General features: G+C 36.0%; 23 protein-coding genes. 13 read left to right on the forward strand and 10 right to left on the reverse strand.

What is annotated here, in order from left to right; translation table 11 throughout:
- Window positions 1-123: 123 nt before the first annotated feature.
- Complete coding sequence (locus VHP32_00590; GenBank protein HEX2786376.1) at window positions 124-2,199, reverse strand: YCF48-related protein; 2,076 nt, start codon at window positions 2,197-2,199, stop codon at window positions 124-126.
- A 413-nt stretch (window positions 2,200-2,612) separates the two neighbouring features.
- Here VHP32_00590 and asnS point away from each other — a divergent pair, with 413 nt between their 5' ends.
- The 7 genes from asnS (at window position 2,613) to VHP32_00625 (ending at window position 8,619) form a co-directional block, all read left to right on the forward strand.
- The gene (gene asnS, locus VHP32_00595) at window positions 2,613-3,959 is read left to right on the forward strand and encodes an asparagine--tRNA ligase (protein HEX2786377.1); all 1,347 of its coding nucleotides are present in this window, start codon (window positions 2,613-2,615) and stop codon (window positions 3,957-3,959) included.
- A gap of 182 nt (window positions 3,960-4,141) precedes the next feature.
- Window positions 4,142-4,837, forward strand: a complete 696-nt coding sequence (locus VHP32_00600) for a hypothetical protein (GenBank protein HEX2786378.1) — start codon at window positions 4,142-4,144, stop codon at window positions 4,835-4,837.
- 91 nt (window positions 4,838-4,928) lie between these two features.
- Complete coding sequence (locus VHP32_00605) at window positions 4,929-5,378, forward strand: NYN domain-containing protein (GenBank protein HEX2786379.1); 450 nt, start codon at window positions 4,929-4,931, stop codon at window positions 5,376-5,378.
- 45 nt (window positions 5,379-5,423) lie between these two features.
- Window positions 5,424-6,227, forward strand: coding sequence for a sulfite exporter TauE/SafE family protein (locus tag VHP32_00610; protein ID HEX2786380.1), 804 nt, complete (start codon window positions 5,424-5,426; stop codon window positions 6,225-6,227).
- A gap of 18 nt (window positions 6,228-6,245) precedes the next feature.
- Window positions 6,246-6,602 carry a rhodanese-like domain-containing protein gene (locus VHP32_00615; protein HEX2786381.1) on the forward strand — a complete coding sequence of 119 codons (357 nt, stop codon included), beginning with the start codon at window positions 6,246-6,248 and terminating at the stop codon, window positions 6,600-6,602.
- Between the two features lie 58 nt (window positions 6,603-6,660).
- Window positions 6,661-8,001, forward strand: coding sequence for a rhodanese-like domain-containing protein (locus VHP32_00620; protein HEX2786382.1), 1,341 nt, complete (start codon window positions 6,661-6,663; stop codon window positions 7,999-8,001).
- 69 nt (window positions 8,002-8,070) lie between these two features.
- Window positions 8,071-8,619, forward strand: a complete 549-nt coding sequence (locus tag VHP32_00625) for an HDIG domain-containing protein (GenBank protein ID HEX2786383.1) — start codon at window positions 8,071-8,073, stop codon at window positions 8,617-8,619.
- Here the strand turns inward: VHP32_00625 and VHP32_00630 are convergent.
- On the reverse strand, window positions 8,614-9,132 hold the full coding sequence (locus VHP32_00630) for a hypothetical protein (GenBank protein ID HEX2786384.1): 519 nt from the start codon (window positions 9,130-9,132) through the stop codon (window positions 8,614-8,616). The two genes, VHP32_00625 and VHP32_00630, sit on opposite strands and share 6 nt — an antisense overlap.
- Window positions 9,129-9,827 (reverse strand): hypothetical protein, encoded by a 699-nt coding sequence (locus tag VHP32_00635; GenBank protein HEX2786385.1) that lies wholly within the window; start codon window positions 9,825-9,827, stop codon window positions 9,129-9,131. Before VHP32_00635 ends, VHP32_00630 begins: the two co-directional genes overlap by 4 nt.
- Window positions 9,828-9,966: 139 nt before the next feature.
- On the opposite strand from VHP32_00635, the gene VHP32_00640 reads away from it, so the two are divergent.
- The gene (locus VHP32_00640) at window positions 9,967-10,899 is read left to right on the forward strand and encodes an ABC transporter ATP-binding protein (protein ID HEX2786386.1); all 933 of its coding nucleotides are present in this window, start codon (window positions 9,967-9,969) and stop codon (window positions 10,897-10,899) included.
- Between the two features lie 10 nt (window positions 10,900-10,909).
- The gene (locus VHP32_00645; GenBank protein HEX2786387.1) at window positions 10,910-11,725 is read left to right on the forward strand and encodes an ABC transporter permease subunit; all 816 of its coding nucleotides are present in this window, start codon (window positions 10,910-10,912) and stop codon (window positions 11,723-11,725) included.
- 3 nt (window positions 11,726-11,728) lie between these two features.
- On the opposite strand, the gene VHP32_00650 is transcribed toward VHP32_00645, so the two are convergent.
- Entirely contained in the window at window positions 11,729-12,133 is a 405-nt protein-coding gene (locus VHP32_00650) for a VOC family protein (GenBank protein HEX2786388.1), read from the reverse strand.
- A 217-nt stretch (window positions 12,134-12,350) separates the two neighbouring features.
- Here VHP32_00650 and VHP32_00655 point away from each other — a divergent pair, with 217 nt between their 5' ends.
- Window positions 12,351-12,851: a cupin domain-containing protein gene (locus VHP32_00655; GenBank protein ID HEX2786389.1), complete on the forward strand. Its 501-nt coding sequence runs from the start codon at window positions 12,351-12,353 to the stop codon at window positions 12,849-12,851.
- On the opposite strand, the gene VHP32_00660 is transcribed toward VHP32_00655, so the two are convergent.
- Together VHP32_00660 and VHP32_00665 are read right to left on the reverse strand one after the other, a co-directional pair.
- Complete coding sequence (locus VHP32_00660; protein ID HEX2786390.1) at window positions 12,835-13,314, reverse strand: GNAT family N-acetyltransferase; 480 nt, start codon at window positions 13,312-13,314, stop codon at window positions 12,835-12,837. The two genes, VHP32_00655 and VHP32_00660, sit on opposite strands and share 17 nt — an antisense overlap.
- A 3-nt stretch (window positions 13,315-13,317) precedes the next feature.
- A complete protein-coding gene (locus tag VHP32_00665) occupies window positions 13,318-13,827 on the reverse strand; it encodes a DinB family protein (GenBank protein HEX2786391.1) in 510 nt (169 codons plus the stop codon).
- Between the two features lie 83 nt (window positions 13,828-13,910).
- Here VHP32_00665 and VHP32_00670 point away from each other — a divergent pair, with 83 nt between their 5' ends.
- Window positions 13,911-14,309 (forward strand): hypothetical protein, encoded by a 399-nt coding sequence (locus tag VHP32_00670; GenBank protein HEX2786392.1) that lies wholly within the window; start codon window positions 13,911-13,913, stop codon window positions 14,307-14,309.
- A gap of 2 nt (window positions 14,310-14,311) precedes the next feature.
- On the opposite strand, the gene VHP32_00675 is transcribed toward VHP32_00670, so the two are convergent.
- Genes VHP32_00675 through VHP32_00690 form a run of 4 tightly spaced genes read right to left on the reverse strand, consistent with a single transcriptional unit; the run spans window position 14,312 to window position 18,196 of the window.
- Complete coding sequence (locus VHP32_00675) at window positions 14,312-14,836, reverse strand: DinB family protein (GenBank protein HEX2786393.1); 525 nt, start codon at window positions 14,834-14,836, stop codon at window positions 14,312-14,314.
- A gap of 33 nt (window positions 14,837-14,869) precedes the next feature.
- Complete coding sequence (locus VHP32_00680) at window positions 14,870-16,561, reverse strand: DEAD/DEAH box helicase (protein HEX2786394.1); 1,692 nt, start codon at window positions 16,559-16,561, stop codon at window positions 14,870-14,872.
- 37 nt (window positions 16,562-16,598) lie between these two features.
- Entirely contained in the window at window positions 16,599-17,462 is an 864-nt protein-coding gene (locus VHP32_00685; protein ID HEX2786395.1) for a hypothetical protein, read from the reverse strand.
- The gene (locus VHP32_00690; GenBank protein HEX2786396.1) at window positions 17,459-18,196 is read right to left on the reverse strand and encodes a DUF72 domain-containing protein; all 738 of its coding nucleotides are present in this window, start codon (window positions 18,194-18,196) and stop codon (window positions 17,459-17,461) included. Before VHP32_00690 ends, VHP32_00685 begins: the two co-directional genes overlap by 4 nt.
- A 66-nt stretch (window positions 18,197-18,262) precedes the next feature.
- Between VHP32_00690 and VHP32_00695 the strand changes: the two genes are divergently transcribed.
- Entirely contained in the window at window positions 18,263-18,931 is a 669-nt protein-coding gene (locus VHP32_00695) for an FAD-binding oxidoreductase (GenBank protein ID HEX2786397.1), read from the forward strand.
- Window positions 18,932-19,085: 154 nt separating this feature from the next.
- A complete protein-coding gene (locus VHP32_00700) occupies window positions 19,086-20,024 on the forward strand; it encodes a hypothetical protein (GenBank protein HEX2786398.1) in 939 nt (312 codons plus the stop codon).
- Window positions 20,025-20,031 lie beyond the last annotated feature (7 nt).

A 20,031-nucleotide genomic window follows, 5' to 3' on the forward strand; every position in this document is an offset into this window, starting at 1 on the left:
ACGAATTGCGCGGATGTTCGCGAATTAATTCACGGTTAAAAATATGCAAAGAGGATTCGGGAGGAAAGTGAAAAGGGGTTAGGATACTTTTGTCATTTCTGCGAAGGCAGGAATCCATAAAATTTATTTTAAAATTATCATTTTTCTCGATTGTGTAAAATTATCAGATTTTAATCTATAAAAATAAATTCCACTCGGTAAGTTTTGTGAATTAAAATCAATTATGTATTTACCATTTTGAAGAAATTGTGAATTTATGAGAGTAGTAATTTCCTTACCTAATGAGTCATAAATTTTCAATTCCACTTTAGAAGATTTTGCAATATCGAAAGTAATTTTTGTTGTTGGGTTAAAAGGGTTTGGATAGTTTTGATAAAGATTGAAATTAGAAACTATGCTTGTATGAATAGGAGTTATATTTACAGGTTCACCACCATTTGTTGTTTTTAGAACAGTTACATTATCGCCAGTTATCCAGCCGGTATTACTGTTAACCATACTTATAGAGAATAACTCATAGTTTGTGTAACTATTTTGTTTACTCCAATTTAGACCTCCATTTATTGTTTTAATAATTGTTCCGTTTCTTCCAACAATCCATCCGGTATAATCATTAACAAAATCGATTGATTTGAGAACTGATTTTACCCCTGTCATTTGCCTTTCCCAATTAATCCCATAATTAGTGCTTCTATAAACAAGACCGCTATCCCCTGCTACCCATACATTAGAGTTAGAAAAATCTACATCAAAAAAATTATGATATATAACATCTAACTGCATAATTGTCCAATTAGACCCTCCGTTTTGCGTTCTCAAGATTTCTCCATAATCACATGAGACCAATCCGGTTTGGTCATTAAAAAAATCTATGTTTGTAAATCTGTCACCTTGACCTTCGATTGAATATTGTATAGTCCAATTTAATCCTCCATTTGTTGTTTTTATTATTAATTCACGACCAAGCATCCATCCCGTTAATTCATTTATGAAATTAATTTTTATAACATTTAATTTAGTATCGTTTATTTCCCAATTGTTTCCACCATTAGTTGTTTTAAAATAATCACCTCCAAAAGTTCCAAGAAATCCTGTATTTACATTAATAAATGAACTATTACCTGGATAAAAGTTATTAAAACTTTGGTTAATCCAATTATTTCCTCCATTTGTTGATTTAATAATTCTTCCATTAAATCCGAATATCCAACCAGTGGTTTCATTCAAAAAATTAATATGGTTTTGACTCATGTAAGGTAATTGTCTAGGTGTTAATTTGGACCAATTAAAACCACCATCCATAGATTTCCAGATAGCAGTGCTTGCTCCGGCATATACAACATTAGTGTTTACAAAGTACGGATGATATAACCATGTGGAATCTGAACTTATAGTAATCCAATTATTTCCAGAATTAGTTGTTAAATAAGTTCTATCGCCGCCAACAATTAAATTGTTATTGTCTATAATGCTGATTGAATAGAAATTGTATCCGGTAAAATTTTTATCTATCCAATTTATTCCAGCATTTGTTGTTTTATACAGATTCCCGCTCCAACCGCATATCCATCCTGTGGTTTCGTTTAAAAATTTTATAGCTCTGCAATCAGCAAAAGAACCGAGTGTTTGAAAAAACCAATTTGCACCGCCATCAGTCGTCTTTCGCAAAAATCCAGAACCTCCTGCCCATCCTGTATTTGCATTAATAAAATACACAACATTAAGGTCCGTACCAGTGTGTTGAACTTGTACTTGCCAATTTATACCTCCATTGATAGTTTTATATATTGTCCTAATATTCCCTGCTGCCCACCCAGTATTTTCATTTACAAAATGAATTGATGATAATACATCAGTTATATTTGAAGAAATAACTTGCCAATGTGTTCCGTTATCCGAACTTTTAATTATTTTTCCAGAATCTGAACTGATAAATATATAATTATTATATTTACATATATCATATAGATTATTTGATGTTATATTTTGATTTAGATTAAATGTATTGCCCCCATTTGTGGTATTAATAATTGTTCCAGCATTACAAACGAACCATCCTGTATTCTCATTTAAAAATTCAACCCCGTTAATTCGGTTACCAGTCGGTATAGGGTTTTGCCAAAACCATTGTGAATAGATTTTATTTGATGATATTGTATTTAAGAGAATAAAAAGTAAGAAAAATTTAATATTTTTCATGGCGGTTATGATTTTAACTTTCAGCTATTTAAAGTTAATAAAATTTGAGAATAAATAAATTGTATTTAATTCGTGGGTTGGGTTTTTGAGTTTTTTGTTTGTAAGAATTTCTCCTTTTGTTTTCTTCCTTGCTTGGATTCCCGCCTGCGCGGGAATGACATAAGGAGGGATTTTGTGTTTTCGTGATTTTGTGTTTAATTTTTTCTTTGTGATGCTTTGTGCTCTTTATGGCATTTTCTTTTAATTCATGCTAACCTGGATTCCTGCTTTCGCAGGAAAGACAAGACGCTGCCATTTCTTTACTCCTCTAAAATCGCTATTTTTGTAGTTCACTAACTTAATTCGGTTATTCGTATTTCTCATTCGGATATTCGCATTTATTATCGTTAATTATTAATAATTAATTATTTATCGTGGAGAATAAAAATAGAGTTTATATTGGCAAAATCGCAGATTATGTCGGGCAGGAAGTTACCATAAAGGGGTGGCTTTATAATATCCGTTCATCGGGAAAGCTTATGTTTCCGGAGTTTCGTGACGGGTCGGGAATGATTCAAGGGGTGGTCGTGAAAGCGGCTGTTTCTGAAAAAGTGTGGGAGGATTTTGGAAAGCTTACACAGGAGTCATCGGTAATTGTGAAAGGAACAGTTTCAAAACATCCGAAGAAAGAAAATGTATATGAGCTTCAGGTGAGTGATTTGGAAATTTTGCAAATCGCAGAGCCGTACCCGATTACTCCGAAGGAGCACGGTGTTGAGTTTCTTGCCGACAGAAGACATTTATGGATTCGCTCGCCGAGACAGATTGCGATTCTGAAAGTGAGAAGCGAAATTGTTCAGGCAATAAGAGATTATTTTTATGATAACGGGTTCACTTTGTTTGACCCTCCGATTTTTACGCCTAATGCATGCGAGGGAACATCGACTTTGTTCTCGACGGATTATTTTGATTTAGGCAAAGCGTATTTATCACAGTCAGGTCAGCTTTATGCAGAGGCAGGCGCGCTTGCACTGGGAAAAGTTTATACGTTCGGTCCGACTTTCAGAGCGGAGAACTCAATGACACGCAGACACATAACGGAGTTCTGGATGATGGAGCCGGAGATGGCTTTTTATGATCTGGAAGATGACATGGATTTGATTGAGGATTTTCTTGAGTATGTTGTGCAGAGAGTTATAAAAAACAAACGCGAGGAGCTTGAGCTTTTAGGCAGGGATTTATCGAAACTTGAAAACGTGAAGAAGCCGTTCCCGAGAATTACTTATGATGAAGCTGTTGCGATTTTGCATAAGAAGGACATTCCGCTTATAAGAAAAACTACTAACGGTGAAGAAGAAATAAGACCGTTTCCATGGGGTGAGGATTTTGGCGCACCGCATGAGGAAGCGATTGTCGAGGATTATGATAAGCCGGTTATGGTTCACAGATGGCCTGCAATTGCAAAGGCGTTTTACATGAAGCGCGACCCAAAGAATCCTGATATTGCTCTTGGTGTTGACGTACTTGCACCTGAGGGATTCGGTGAAATCATCGGCGGCTCGCAAAGAGAGGATGATATTAATTTGCTAATGGAAAGAATCGAGGAACATCAATTGGACATGGCGGATTTTCAGTGGTATCTTGATTTGAGAAAGTTCGGAAGTGTTCCGCACTCGGGGTTTGGGATGGGACTTGAGAGAATGGTAAGCTGGATTTGTAATCTTGAGCACATAAGAGAGGCGATACCGTTTCATAGAAGACCGAACAGGATAAGACCTTGATTCAAGTGGTGAAGTTGTGAACGATAATATTATAAAGTTACACGAAGTTCACGAAGAATTCACGAAAAACACAAAGTAAAAAAACGTTTCTAAAATTTCGTGCATTTTGTGTATACTTCAAAAACTTCGTGTCGAGAGAATAATTGTTCATTGCACATTGCTAATTGCACATTGAATAGAGTTTGGATAGAAATTTAATATTTATATTACTTTTGTTTGCGGTGATGTTTGCCGCAGTGTTTGTTTATCACTTCTTTAAAGTCAAATCATATCTTTCAAAGCTTAAGGATTATGCTTATGCGAATAATCTTAAGCTGACGAAGAAGCCGGAAAAAAATGTTAAGTTTCAATTGACGGGAGTTACGAATAAGCATCCGTGGGTTTTCAAATGTTTAATCGAAAAGCCGGAGGGTTTTGCAGGAATAAATCCGACAGGAGCGAATGCGGAGATTGCATCGTATTTTCTTTTTTCAGCACCGGGAATAAAAATTAATAATATGTTTATCATCGGGAAGTCCGATATGATGAATGCGCAGGACGTTGAGTTCGATAAAAACGTTGTTAGTTTTTTTTTGAAGAACGTGCTTGGCGAGGCAACCGCTGCGAAGCTGAAGGATATTAAGCAGATTGATTTTGGAAAGACGGATGCGTTTAAGTTTCAATACATGACGCTTGCACATGAAAAGGCAAGACCAGGTGATGTCATCGATGAAGAAATTGAAGAAGTTCTTGCGAATCAGTTCGAGTGGGTATCGGATAATGACATTACGATTACTGTGCTGCCTGACAGAATGGAAATAAAAGCTGATGCGAAGGAGGATTTGGATAACATAAAATCGATTGTGGAACTGGGGCAGAAGATTTTGAAGAGGGTGTGATTTCTAATGTGTCACTCTGAGCGCAGCGAAGAGTCCCCTTATGAATGGGATCCTTCACTTCGTTCAGGATGACACAATTTATTTTTACTATATGAAAACGATAATCATAGACGGAAATAATTTGATGCATAAGATTTATGGGAATGCGGATAATCAACTTGCGATTATTGAGAGAGTTAAGACTTTTGTTGGAAAGAAAGACAAAGTGATTTTTTATTTTGATGGAGTTGGAGAGAGTAATAGAAGCGATGTGATTTTTTCGGGAAAGAAGAAAGCAGATGATTTGATGAGGGAATTTATAGAGAAGTTTAAGAATCATAAGATGTTGAAAGTTGTAAGTTCTGATAGAGAGATAAGCGGGCTTGCGAAAGTCTGCGGGTGCGAAGTGCAAAGCTCAGAGGAGTTTTATAAAGAGATGAATAAGAAGAATGTTATGAAAGGTAAGAATGTAAACCAGAGATTTATTTATGATGAGAAAGGGGAGAAACCGAGTAGTGTGAGCAGGAAGAGTCTGGATGAGTTTAGGAAGTTGTTTGGGTGAGTACTGGGATTCCTGCCTTCGCAGGAATGACTTCGATATTAGATTATGGATTTAGAAATCATAGGGTATTGTTGTGCGTTGGTTGTAGGGATTTCTATGGGAATGCTCGGAGCAGGAGGCGCGATATTAACCATACCGATTATGGTTTATTTGTTTCATGTTGAACCAGTTCTTGCAACAGTGTATTCGCTTTTTATTGTTGGAAGCACTGCGTTTGCAGGTTCGATAAATTACATCAGGCAGGGATTGATTAATATTAAGTCGTCGCTGTTGTTTGCGATTCCTGCAGTGATAATTATGTTTGCGATGCGAAAACTTGTTGTGCCTGCGATACCGGGTGAGTTTGATATTGCGGGTGTGCATGTCTTAAAAGGAACTTTCATACTCGGATTTTTCAGCATAGTGCTTTTGTTTTCTTCGATGTCTATGATTTTCGGCGGAGTGAAGAAAGAAAAAGAGCACAATTCACTCACGGGTAAAGAGAAATTAATTTTAATTCTTTCCGGCGCAGGCACGGGGATTATAACCGGAATGATTGGTGCAGGCGGTGGGTTTATCATCATTCCCGCACTTGTTTTGCTTGCAAAGATGCCAATGAAAGAAGCAGTCGGGACGTCGCTGATAATTATTACGATAAATTCACTTACGGGATTTGCGGGAGATCTGACCGGGAGTTATGAAATTAATTGGGCTTTAATTTTAACTTTTCTTTTGATTTCGATTGCAGGAATTTTTATAGGAAGTGTTTTAGTGAAAAAGGTAGCATCTGCAAAGCTCAAAGTTGCTTTCGGGTGGTTTATTTTAGCAATGGGGATTTATATTTTTATAAAAGAAATTTTTTTGAAATAAATTTTTAATAATAAAAAAATGGATTCCTGCCTCCGCAGGAATGACAAAAGGTATATGAAACACGAACATATAAACTCTGAAGACTTTAAAAAGAAAATGGAAGAGGGCGAGCACGTGCTTATTGATGTCCGCACCGAAGAAGAATTTCATAACGGGCATTTAAAGGAAGCCATTGTGATTGATTTTTATTCACCGACATTCCAGATGGAAATAATGAAGCTCGACAAAGGAAAAAAATACTTGCTGTATTGCCGTTCGGGAAACAGAAGCGGGCAGGCAATGAACATGATGAAGTTCATGGGATTTCCTGAAGTGCTGAATCTTGAAAAAGGAATTAATGACTGGAACGAGAAAGGATTTGAGGTTCACAAATAAATTTCGGATTTCGGATTTCCTATTTCGAATTTAAACAAATAAAGAATTTTAAAAATTTATGGAAATAAAACAGTTTTATGACGATAATCTTGCGCATGCATCATATGCGATATTAAGCAAGGGCGAGATTGCAATAATTGACCCCGCGAGGGACCCGCGACCATATTTGGATTATGCAAAAAATAATAATGGAAAAATCATTGCTGTTATTGAGACGCATCCTCATGCTGATTTTGTAAGCTCGCATCTTGAGCTTCATAAAAAAACCGGAGCGGATATTTATGTCGGGAAGCTTGTCGGTGTTGAATATCCTCACAAAGCAGTCGATGAAGGTGATGAAATAAAAATCGGTGACATAAAAATTGAAGTGGTGAATACTCCGGGTCATTCACCTGACAGCATTACGCTTCTAATCAAAGATGAGAACGGACAGGATTACGCGATTGCATCGGGAGATACATTGTTCGTGGGTGATGTGGGCAGACCGGACTTGCGCGAATCCGCAGGAAACATAAATCAGAAGCGCGAAGAACTTGCAGGTTCGATGTTTGAAACTGTGCAGACAAAGTTAAAAAAACTTAGTGATAATATTCTGGTTTATCCTGCGCACGGAGCCGGTTCGTTATGCGGAAAGTCATTGAGTGATGCACGCTTCAGCACTATTGGAGCGGAGAAAAAAGATAATTATGCGTTCCAGATAAATAATAAAGAAGAATTCATAGATGCGCTGCTCGAAGACCAGCCGTTTATACCTGCTTACTTCGGATATAATGTTGAGCTTAACAGAAAAGGCGCACCTGACTTTGAAGAAAGCATAAAAGCGGTTCCGAGAATTTCAAATGAGAGTGAGCTTAAGAAAGGTGTTCCGGTTGTTGATTCAAGAAGCAAAGATAAATTCAAAGCCGGGCATGTCAAAGGTGCGATAAATATCGAGAAGAGCTTGAAGTTTGAGACATGGCTTGGTTCTATTGTAAAACCCGGTGAGAAATTTTATTTGATTTGCGACAGTGAGAATGATTTTGATATGATGTTAGGGAGAATCGCAAAAATCGGTTACGAGGTGAATGTTGAGGGGGTTTTGACAAATCCTTCAAGCGGTTTGGTGAAGTCGAAAGAGTTTGACATTGAGGATTTCAGGAAGCATCCTGAAAAATATAATATTGTCGATGTAAGAAATCAATCGGAGACAAAGCAGGGACTGATTTTTAATAAAGCAAAGACAATCCCTTTGCATGAGTTGAGAAAAAGAATAAATGAAGTTCCGAAAGACAAGCCGGTGGTTTTCCATTGTGCAGGCGGTGGAAGAGGTGCTACAGCAGCAAGCATCGCGGAAGGAGAACTTGATGCAGATGTTTATGATCTGGGAGCGATGGTAAAAGATTTCGCAAGTAAAAAGTAAAAAGGCAGAAGTAAAAATAACAACCCCCTTTATCCCCCTTTGTTAAGGGGGAATTTTAAAAAATTATTATTGTATAAATTTATGTCGGTTAAGGCGCAAGAGTTAATAGAGCATTATATTAAAAACGAGGGATTGCGGAAGCACTGTTATGCGGTGGAGTCTGTGATGAGATTTTATGCGAAGAAGCTCAGTGAAGATGAAGAGCGCTGGGGTGATGCAGGACTTTTGCATGATTTGGATTATGAAATGTATCCCGATACGCATCCTAATACCGCTGTGCCGATTCTGAAAGAAGCTGGATATGACGATGAATTTATCGATGTGATATTGGGGCACGGATATCCCGGCTGGAGCAACGTTCCGAGAACAACAAAGTTTGCTCATTATCTTTTTGCGAGTGATGAAGTAACTGGACTTGTGATGGCGTATTCGTTTATGAAACCCGACAAATATGCAACGATGGAAGTGAAAGGCGTGATGAAAAAATTTAAGGATAAAGCATTTGCAAGAAATGTGAATCGTGAAGATTTGATTTTAGGCGCAGAAGAAATCGGCGTTCCTCTCGACGAACATATCGGAAATGTCATCCTCGCAATGCGGGATGATGCAAGGTTATAAGTTACCTTGAAATGTTTTTAAAAACTTGCGCAGTTCCTTCCTATTTTTAAATATAAAAACTTTTTTCTTGTCCTGATATTCAGGAAGCATTTGTCTGAGTTCTGGTTCGTAAGTTTTATGAACGAGCCACATTGCTTCTAATGTTCTCTTAAGTACATGCCGACGGAATGCGCCTGGCGGGTCGTATGGATTTTGTTTGAAATAATATTGAAAATATCTTTTGATTGCAAAAACATAACTGAACCAGACAGGGTATGCGAGATAAATTATTGTGTCTGCTTCATCGAGACGCTGTTTAAGTGTTGAGTTATAGCCCCAACCCTCGATTATACAGTTACCGGTTTTAAAAATTTCCGCGAGGTTTGCTTTGAATTCATTTTCGGGAACGCGCTCCCATTTTGCTTTATAAACCATCTGGTCGGTATGATAGACGGGGATGTTCAGCTTTTTTCCTAGCATGTCTCCGAGAGTTGATTTTCCCGTCCCGCCGTTACCGATGATGATGAGTTTCAATGATAACTCCTATAGCTCCATAAAACAATTTCAAAAGCATCTTTTATTTTTTCAATGTTATCAGAAGGTAAATTTTCATAATTATCCCAAGTAACTTCAGGAATGCAATTACTTAGACTTTTTAAAGAATCAGTAGTATTAATTTCAATCAAATCGGTTGAATTTAATGAAGCAGAATATTCATTAAATCTATCAGAATAAAAGCTATTTATGATTTTCTCTAAACTATCTTTATTGGCTAAAGTAACTCTACTCGATAATGTCCAGTTATTATTTTTAATACGATTTTCTAAATTATTCAAAGTAATAAAAACAGTTCTTTCGGAATTTGGTGGAATTACATATAATTTTGGAAAATTACAATAAAAGGCCGGATAAGAACCATCTCCGAAAAAATGCGTTACCTTTTCTTCTAATAAAAATATAAGATTTACTGAATACATAAAAGAAAATGGGTATGCAGTAGAAAATATTGTATTATCTGCATAGCGCAAATAAAAATCTAAAGGAGTTATATAAGTATTTGATGTTTTATTTGTTATGGTAAAGTAAATTTTTTCAGGGATACGGTCACCTTTAATTTCGCTTGGATAAATTCTTAGATATAGTGAATCATTTTTTGCTAATGAGGATTGATAAAAAAATAAAAATAAAATTAGTATAAGTAATCTCCTTAGATTATAAAATTCCGGCATACTTAAAAATTATCGTTTGGATTCCCGCTTGCGCGGGAATGACAAGGGTTAATGATAGATTTTTAGTGCAACTTTAAGCAAATTAATAAGTAGAATGTGTAAAAAAATAATCATAAATTAGTTGATATTTAATTGAAAAATGGCTGTTGTTGAGATAAAAAATCTTACAAAAGAGTATTCTGCTAAAAGTTTTTCAAAAGCGAAAATTACCGCTTTGAAAAATTTCAGTCTGGATGTAGAAGGTGGGCAGATATTCGGTCTGCTTGGTCCGAATGGCGCAGGCAAGACTACGCTTGTAAAGATTTTGCTCGGCATAGTGTTCCCAACCATCGGTGAAGTTAAAGTTTTTGACCATCCCTTAAGCAATATTTCATATAAAACAAAAATCGGATACCTGCCTGAGAATCATAGGTTTCCGCCATATCTCACCGGTGAGCAGGTGCTTTCTTTATACGGAAAGCTGAGCGGCATGAATGATAACGAAGTGAAAGGAAAAATTCCCGAAATGCTTAGAATGGTCGGGATGGAGCAATGGGGAAAGACGAGAATAAAAAAATATTCGAAAGGAATGATGCAGAGAATCGGGCTTGCACAGTCGATGATAAATAATCCTGATTTGATTTTTCTCGATGAACCGACTGATGGAGTTGACCCGATTGGAAGAAAAGAAATAAGAGACATTCTTTTAAATCTGAAATCGCAGGGCAAGACTGTTTTTTTAAATTCCCATTTGCTTAGCGAGATAGAATTAATCTGCGACAGAGTTGCGATTCTTAATAAAGGAGAACTCATAAAATACGGAACGATTGATGAGATAACATCATCGAGCGATACTTATATTTTCTCAACTGAGGATATGAAAGATGAGCTGATAAATAATCTGATACTTTCTTATAAAGCAATTGTGCATAACAAGAATGAATTTGTTTTTCAAACTACTTCAATTGAGGAGCTGAACAAACTAATTGATTACTTGCGAAGTAATAAAATTCTGATTAGAAGCGTAGCGGAAGAAAAGAACAGTCTTGAAAGCATGTTTATAAATTTAATCGGACAGCAAAAAGCAAATTAATGGCAATTTAATGATATTTGGAACATTAATATTCAGCACGTTCAAAGAAGCTCTTGAGAAAAAAATCATCCTCGTGATTTTCATTGTGATTGCTTTGATTGTTTTCCTGATGCTTGCGTTTCTGAACCTTGATTCCGTCGTTGGAATGAATGACCTGTTAAAAATGCAGGGTGAGGAAGGTTACAGACAGGGTATCATAGAATTTGAAAATGTTCTCATCAGCCAGCCGACTTTTCTTGTTGTGTTTTCGCTTCTCATAGTTTTGTCCGCTTCGTTTATTCCTTCCATGCTTGAAAAGGGAAGCGTTGATGTGCTGCTATCAAAACCGATTTCAAGAGTAAACATAATTCTGGGTAAATATATATCGGTTGTTCTCTTTGCATTCTTGATAATTGCATTTTTGATTTCGCTTATATGGCTTATGATTTCGATTAAGTCAGGCATCTGGCATTTTCCTTATCTGCAATCTATAATCTGGTTTACATTTATATTTGCAGTGCTTTACTCACTTGTTCTATTGACGGGAGTTTTAACTCAAAGCACTGTGCTGAGCATTATAATAAATTTACTGTTGTTGTTTCCTGTTACAGGATTGCTTGCGGCGAGAGAGGCATTAATGCTTGGATTTTTAAGCAGTGATGTGGCGAAAGGCATCATAAACTTTTTTTATTACATATTTCCTAAGCCGTGGGATTTACGGGAGATGTGCGTGATTCTGATATCAGGCGGAACAATAGAAAGCTGGCAACCGCTTATAACATCAGTTTTGTTTATGCTTGCAATGCTTTCAATCTCGATTTATTACTTCTCGAAAAAAGATTATTAAGGTTTAATAAGTTGTGTTTCCTTCGAATCCCACACCAAGAGGTTCCCAGAGCTCGATTTTGTTTCCATCAATATCCATTATGTGAACAAATTTGCCGTAATCATACGTTTCGATTTCGTCAACAACTTCAACGCCTTCAGATTTCAAAGTCTTGACAAGCTCTTCAAGATTTTCTACGCGGTAGTTTATCATAAATTCTTTTTGCGAAGGCTCAAAATATTTAGTTGTGCTTTTAAACGGACTCCAAGCTGTAAAACCTTTTTTGTCGGGATTATCGGTTAAGCGCCATTCAAAAGTTGCTCCATATTCGTCTGTTTTTAACCCAAGATGTTTTTGATACCACTCTTTTGTTTTTGCAGGGTCATCGACTTTAAAGAAGATGCCTCCAAGTCCTGTTACTTTTTTCATTTGATTTAGATTTTTATTTTCAGCTAATAAATTATTGTTCGAGATAAATAAATATACGTTAAACAGCAAAGAAAAGATTAGCCCGGTAAAAAATATTTTTTTCATAATTTAATATTCTATAATTTTTTAAGGAATGTATATTATGGAAAATAATTCACCATTTTAAAAAAGGATAATATAAAATATATTTGCAAAACCAAAAATTAAACACTATAAAATGGCAAATAACCCAACACATAAACTTAAATTAAAAGCAGAGGGAAGCGTTCTTGTTGATGACAAAGGTGGAGTAGTAAAATATGCAGACGTAAATAATTTTCCGATTCTGAAAGACATGACAATGTTTTATGCAAAGCTTGAAAAAGGAGGACTTCGTGAGCCGCACTGGCATCCGAATGCGTCAGAACTGGATTATGTTGTTAAGGGAAAAGTGCGAATCGGAATTTTAAGCGGAGATATGTCACGAGAGACAGTTGATTTGGAGCCGGGAGATATTTGTTATATTCCGCGAGGATATTTTCATTATATATTGAATCTTGCTGACGGAGAGTCTGAGCTTGCTATTGCTTTCAGCGACCCGAATCCTGAAGACATCGGATTAACAGGTGCGGTTGGATTTTTGGATAATGATTTGTTGGGATTATCTTTTAATACAAGTCCTGATGTTTTTAAAGATGTACCAAAACCTGATGGCAATCTTATTATAACGCCGAGATAATACGCGTTATATCAAACTGATAAATTGACAAATAACGGTTTTTAATTTTGCTTTCTTTCTTTTCGATTACTTCACCCTTCATTTTTTCATAAAATCCATTTGAGTTTGGATCTGAAATGACAATGAATCTTGATTGATTCATTGTCATTATTTTTTTAATAATATTTTTAAAAATAATTTTCCCAAAACCTTTATTTTGAAAATCAGGTAAAAGCCATAAATGGTCTAACTCAGGACAGTCAAATTCGGAGTTAAATCTAATAGCATAAAATCCAATTAATATATTGCCATTAAGAATTTTGTAAACAATATTGTTACTTATGTAAGATGAATTAATTGTTAGCTCGTCTTTCCATAAAATCATTTCTTCATCTGTATAACCCCAATTTTTCTTGGATGTAATTGCAATGTTTGTAAGCTCATTGTAATCAGTTTCAGATGCTTTCCTATACACTAAATTCATATTTTACCATTCGCCGGCGTATCGCAGAGATTCGCCGGTTGTTTCTTTGAGATAAAGAAATTTTATATTGTTAATCTGCCTGAAATGCATGTAATCGTGTGCGAGCCAGTTTGAAAGAAACATATCTGCGCGAAGCGGTCCCCATTCTTTATGCTGATGTGCGTTTTGCCAATTGGGGTTTTGCAAAGTACGAAGCCATTCGATTGAATATTTTCTTTCACCTAAAAATTTTTCAACCATTTCATTGTAATCCTTTTCAATATAGTTTCTGCTTTTCACCCAGCCTGTCGGGTCAATGGGTGCAAGTTCGCGTTCAGGAGTTTCGAGTGTATGTTTAACACGGGTACGAAAATCATATAATTCTTCATCATATAAGTGGCATATGATTTCAAGCAAACACCATTTATCGGCAGCAGAACGCCACATGTATTGTTCTTTTGTTAATCCTTTAAGCATTCCTTCAAATACAAAATAGTTTTGTGAAAGATTTTCTATAATAAAGGTATGGTTCATCTTAATATGTTTTATCTCAAATTAAATTTAAGTAAAATTAGTTCGGATTTCAGCACTAAATTTTAAAAATTAAATCCAAAGTTATGAACTGGAAAACTATTTTTTCACTTTCATTATTTGGTTTTTTAATGGGCATTGCATCGATTTTCGGTTATACGAAAGGAATCGAATGGATTCTCTGGACAGTTATTGCAATCATAAGCGCAGTTGTGATAAACAAATCAGGAGGAAAATTATTTTTAAACAGCTTGCTTACAGGAATAGGCATGGCAATTATCAACTCGATAATTCAGGCGGCATTCATTGATATGTACAAACAAAATAATCCTGAGACAACACAACAAGTGCAAGATGGAGCTCTTGAATTTACTGTCGGGCTCGTTCTTCTGATGGGAATTCCGATAGGCATAGTGTATGGATTGTTTATAGCTTTGGTTGTGTGGATTTTCTCGAAGTTCATGAGAAAACCTGAAATGGCTTAAATTTACTTCTGTAATATCGGCAGATACTCAGCCCAGGGACCGACAGCATCTTTGTATTGTTTGCACATTACTCTTGCGATTTGCGCAATGTGCGAAAGGTCGTGGATAGTCCACGTTGAAAGTAGCTGGCTAAGTGTTACATTTCCGAACTTTGGATGAATTCCTGTTTTATCTAAATCTGCTTTGGTTAAGTTAAAAGATTTTAAGATTCTTAAATTTTCCTCACGCGCTTTTTTAAACTCAACGAGTAATTGATTCATTGTCTTACCTTTGCTTTCCTCAAACTGCGCAAAGCGGTCGAATGGCTTAAATTCTTTTTCATCCGAATTACTTAAAATAATTTTTGTCCGCGCAATCCAGTCTGTTTGCTCACCGTGCAATAAATGTCCGACAATATCATATGGACTCCAGGTTTCAGGCCCTTCGTTGTTCGTTGTCCATTCATCGGAAAGGTCTTTGAGCATAAGCTCAAGTATGCCGGGAGTGCGTTCAAGAAGTTCGAAAGATTTTTCGAGTGAGAAATTCAATTGAAAAAATTATTTGAAATGAATTATAAAAGCTTACCTGTTTCTTGAAAATTTATTTTTCTTGAAAGATTTTTTATCGCCTCTTTTCTTATCTCTATTTCCATCTCGGTTTCTGTTTCTATCCCAGTCTTTATCTCCTCTATCTCTACCTTTTTCTCTGTTATCAATATCTCTGCTGCTAATTACAATGTTGCTTCTATCTTTATCCCGGTCTCTATCTCTATCTCTATCTCTTCCTCTGTCTTTATTTCCATCTCTGTTTCTATTCCTATCTCTGTCTCTATCCCCATCTCTGCCGCCTCTTTTTTTATCATTTCTGTCAAAGCCGCGGTTTTCAAATCTTTTCTTATCAGATCTTTTTTTATCGGCAAAAGGTGATTCGGGTTCTTTTGAAAATTCAGGAACCGGACGTTCATCTTCAGTAGCAAGTCTTAGTAATGCGGCAGCCAATTCGGTGAGTGTAATATCTTCCGTCAGCATACCTTCAATTTTTCTCACATATCCTGAAAGTTCATTTGAATTAATAATCGTATTCAATTTTTCAATGGTCTTATTCATTCTTGCTTCTTCTACATCTGTGGCGGTCGGAACCGTCATTCGCACCATTTTAGCATTGGTATATCGTTTAATATCCTTCAGCTTGAAAATTTCTTTAGCGGTTACAAAACTGAATGCAATTCCTTTTCTTCCGGCTCTGCCTGTCCGGCCGATCCTGTGAACGTAATATTCTTCATCCTGCGGGAAATCATAATTAAAAACTGCATCTATGTCATCAACATCAAGTCCTCTTGCGGCAACGTCAGTTGCAACAAGTATATCAAGATTGCCTGAACGGAATTTTTTCATTACCTGGTCGCGCTGCTGCTGACGCAAATCACCGTGAAGAGCATCGGCAAGAAATCCGCGCGCATTGAGGTGCTCAACAAGATTATCGACAGCACGTTTTGTATTGCAGAAAATTAAAGAAAGTTTAAATTGATTTATATCAAGAAGAATCGCAAGTAAATCGAGTTTTTCGCGTTCACGTATTTCAAAATAAAATTGTTCAATACCCGGAACGGTAATTTCTTTATGCTGAATTTTTACTTCAACGGGATTGTTCTGAAATTTTTTTGTAAGCTTCAAAATCGGGGGCGGCATTGTAGCTGAAAACAATACTGTTTGTCTTTCCTTCGGAACTTCGGTGAGAATTTCCTCAATGGCTTCTCTGAATCCCATGTTAAGCATTTCATCTGCTTCATCGAGAACAACAATCCTGACACCGTCGAGCTTTAATGTCCCGCGGTCAATATGGTCCTGAACTCTGCCGGGAGTTCCGACAACAATGTTCACACCTGATTTTAATGCTTTTATTTGTCTTTCAATAGACTGCCCGCCATATATGGAAAGCAAACGAATGTCTTTTTTATATTTGCTGAGATGCGCAAGGTCTTCAGTAACCTGAATTGCAAGCTCGCGGGTCGGACATAAAATTATTGCCTGCACGATTCGAGCATGAGTATCGATTGTTTCGATTAATGGAATTCCGAAAGCTGCTGTCTTTCCTGTGCCGGTTTGCGCCTGTCCAAGAATATCCTTTCCTTCAAGCAGAATGGGTATTGCCTGTGCTTGAATGGGCGTCGGTGTTTCATATCCGAGTTCCGTTATGGCTTTAAGAATAATGGGTGAGATATTGAGATCACTAAAAAGTGAAATCTCATTTTTACTGCTGTTTGATTTGTTCATTTATCATAAAATAGTTAATTAGCAACCAAGTTAATCGTCAAAAATAATTGGCTACGCTATTGAGAAAAACAATCAGATAAAAAATAAAGCCCGAAAGCATCATTAACCCGTCTAAATAAAGATAATACCAAAGTCCTGATTTAGTCATAATGCTTTTTTTGAATGAAACCCATAGTAAAATTCCCGGCAAGCTTAATATTAGCAATTGAAAAAATGAGAGATTGAACTGATGTAAATAAATCAACGACATAAAAAATAAAATTAATGAGGCTATGAAAATATTATGAACTAAATTAATGTTTAATATAGTAATTGAGTTTTTTATCTGTGCCTTTTGGTCGGGTTCCCGGTCGCGAATATCAAAAAGAATGCAAACCGCATATATAAGAAAAAATCTGTTCAGTATAAAAACTATATTATTTGTTTGCCATGCAGCACTTGAGATTATAAATGGAAGTACAGCAGTTATATAAGTCCATACTATGGAGAGGTATAAGGTTTTTTCAATGGCAATTTTTTGCAGATAGATGAAGGGCTTGTATGGCAGCTTAACAGCAGAATATAAAAACGTTATAATGGCGATTGAAACAATCCAGAACCAGTAATCCAGTAACTGAGTGAAAAAATAAATTGTCGCGATGGTTCCGATAATGAAAAATGACAGCAAAAGTTTTTTGTTTTCGTGTGTCCATATCTGACGCTCAAAGCTGTTTTCAACATCGGAAAGGAGATACCAGTGGAAACTGTAGCTCATTATCGAAGCGGAAAAAATAAAGGAATAAAAATAACTCGTGAGGCGGAGTTCAAACAGAAAATCCGTTTGGAAGACCATCAGTATAGCAGCAAAAGCAATAAATAAATTGCTGTAAACAAAATATTCTATTATTTCACGAAATTTCATACGCTTAGGTTTTTGTTTACAACTTCGATAAGCTGTTTTGCGTTTTTTATTGCTGCGAGGTTCGATGTATTATTAAAATAAACATAGACTTCCTTCACAGATTCTGATTTTAAAATTTCTTCAGCGAATTTTTTGAGAACTTCTTTCGAATATTCAGATTTATATAGTTGAGGTGCGCCGTGAAATCTGTAATATAATGTTTGCGTATTTTGCATAATTTCATTTGGTAAAGTGGGATGGTTTATGCCGCAGAAAACAACATTGCTCTGAGAAAGTTTTTGGCTGACAGTATCGTTCCACCATCCTTGATGTCTGAACTCAATTACATTTTTAAAATCAGGATTTATATTTTTAATAATTAACTCCAATTTCTCTTCATTCAAATGTAAATTGGGTGGAAGCTGAAATAAAACGCAGCCTAATTTTTCTTTTAAACCTTCTTTAATAACCCTGTAAAATTTGCTAAGCAATTCTTTTGAATCGGAAAATTTGCTGTAATGCGTTATAGAGCGGGGAGCTTTAACTGAGAAAATAAAATTCTCAGGACTTCTGTTATACCAGATCATTAGTGTTTTAAGCTCAGGAAATTTATAGAAAGTATTATTAAGCTCAAGGGTATTGAACTGCTGTGTATAATACTCAAACCACTTTGTTTTGGGCAGTTTTTCAGGGTAAAATTTGTTTTTCCATTCAAGATAATAAAATCCTGAGCAACCTATATACCATTTTTGCATTATATGCTTAACCTGTGAATTATTATTTTCTTAAATTAGTTATATTACATATAAATTATAACAAAAATGGAAGAGCATATAGTTCGTATTTTAGACAAGAAAAACCTTACTCATAATGTTATTCGTTTTCGATATGAAAAACCTCAGGGTTATACATTCATTCCGGGACAGGCAACTGAAGTTACTGTAAATAAAGAAGGGTGGAAAGATAAAAGAAATCCATTCACTTTTACTTGCCTGACAACTGACCCTTTTCTTGAATTCAGCATTAAGATATATCCTGAGCACAAAGGCGTTACCAATGAATTAAGCAAGCTTGAAATAGGCGATGAAATAATTCTGCACGATGTTTGGGGAGCGATTCAATATAAGGGAAAAGGTGTATTCATTGCAGGCGGAGCGGGTGTAACACCGTTTATCGCTATACTTCGTGACCTGAATGTTAAAGATGAAATCGAGGGGAATACATTATTGTTTGCAAATAAAACTTCCGATGATATTATTTTGAAAGATGAATTTGAGAAAATGAAGGGACTTAATTTCATTAATATTCTTTCGGATGAAAAGAATTCTGAATATGACAACGGTCATATAACAGAAGAATATTTGAAATCAAAGATTAATAATTTTAATCAAAAATTTTATGTATGCGGGCCTCCACCTATGGTTGAGGGTGTTACTAAATCTCTCAAAAACCTTGGTGCGGGAGAAAATGCGGTTGTTGTGGAGCTATAACAAACTGTATCATAATTTTTATATTATATTCTAATGTATTTAAGATTATTTTTGTTTCTAATTGAATTTTAAAAAATACATATTAATTATTTTAACCGGGTGCTTGCTTTATTCCTGTTCTTCAAAGCCCACAGCGCAGAAACTGCCCGGGTCGGTGAGGAATACGCTCAATCTTTTGCAGGTTGACCCGCAGTTTGTGATGTATTTGAATTTTAAATCAATGCGGTCGACTGATTTCTGGAAAGAAAATGTTTCGGATTCAATACTTGCAACAGAGCAGACATTCGGGAATTTACTCCATACATTCAAACAGGTAACCGGGGCATCAATTTCTGAAAATCTTGATGAGCTTTATTATTCAAATTCGTGGGTGGGCGAGAATGCAATTGTCTTGCGGGGAGTTTTTGACCGCAACAAGCTTGATGAATACATAAAAACCGATTCGACATACAGCACGCGGACTTCTACGGATGGAACGAAACTTTATCTGAATGAAAATAACCGATTATATTTTTTCTTTAAGGATGCTTTTACAATCTGCGCAAGTAATTATCTCAGCAAAGTAAATGAAATGACAACAGTGAGAGATACGTCAAAGACCGGACTATCAACCAATGAGAATATGATGAGAGCCATTGACGGAATTATTTATAAGGAAAATATCTGGATGGTTTCTACCGAGCCGACTTTCATAAGGGGAATTTTTCTTAATTTTTTCGGAAATCCTCCGAGCGCAGATTCACTTTCCGCTCAGACGGATTCTTCAGCTCTCAGCAACATAGAGGATATAAAAAATATGTACAAAAAAATCGGTTCGATTTCTTTTTCGGCAAAGATGGATGATAATTTATTGTTCTTGATTCAGGGTGACTGCGTTGATGCGCGCGCAGCGGCAAGTTTGAGGAATTATCTTGCAGCAGTTCTTGCGCTTTCCAAATTAAAATCAAATCCCGCTTCCGGTTCGGGCAGCAATGAAAATATTGTAGATAACATAAAGGTCAATGTTTACGATAAAACCGTTTTGCTTGAAATGAAAATTACATCGGAAAATATTAATTTGTTCAGAAGAAGCTTAAGAACGGGACAGCCATAGCTTTAAA

This window comes from Ignavibacteria bacterium (assembly GCA_036262055.1).
Taxonomy (GTDB): Bacteria; Bacteroidota; Ignavibacteria; order Tepidaquicellales; family Tepidaquicellaceae; genus DATAJP01.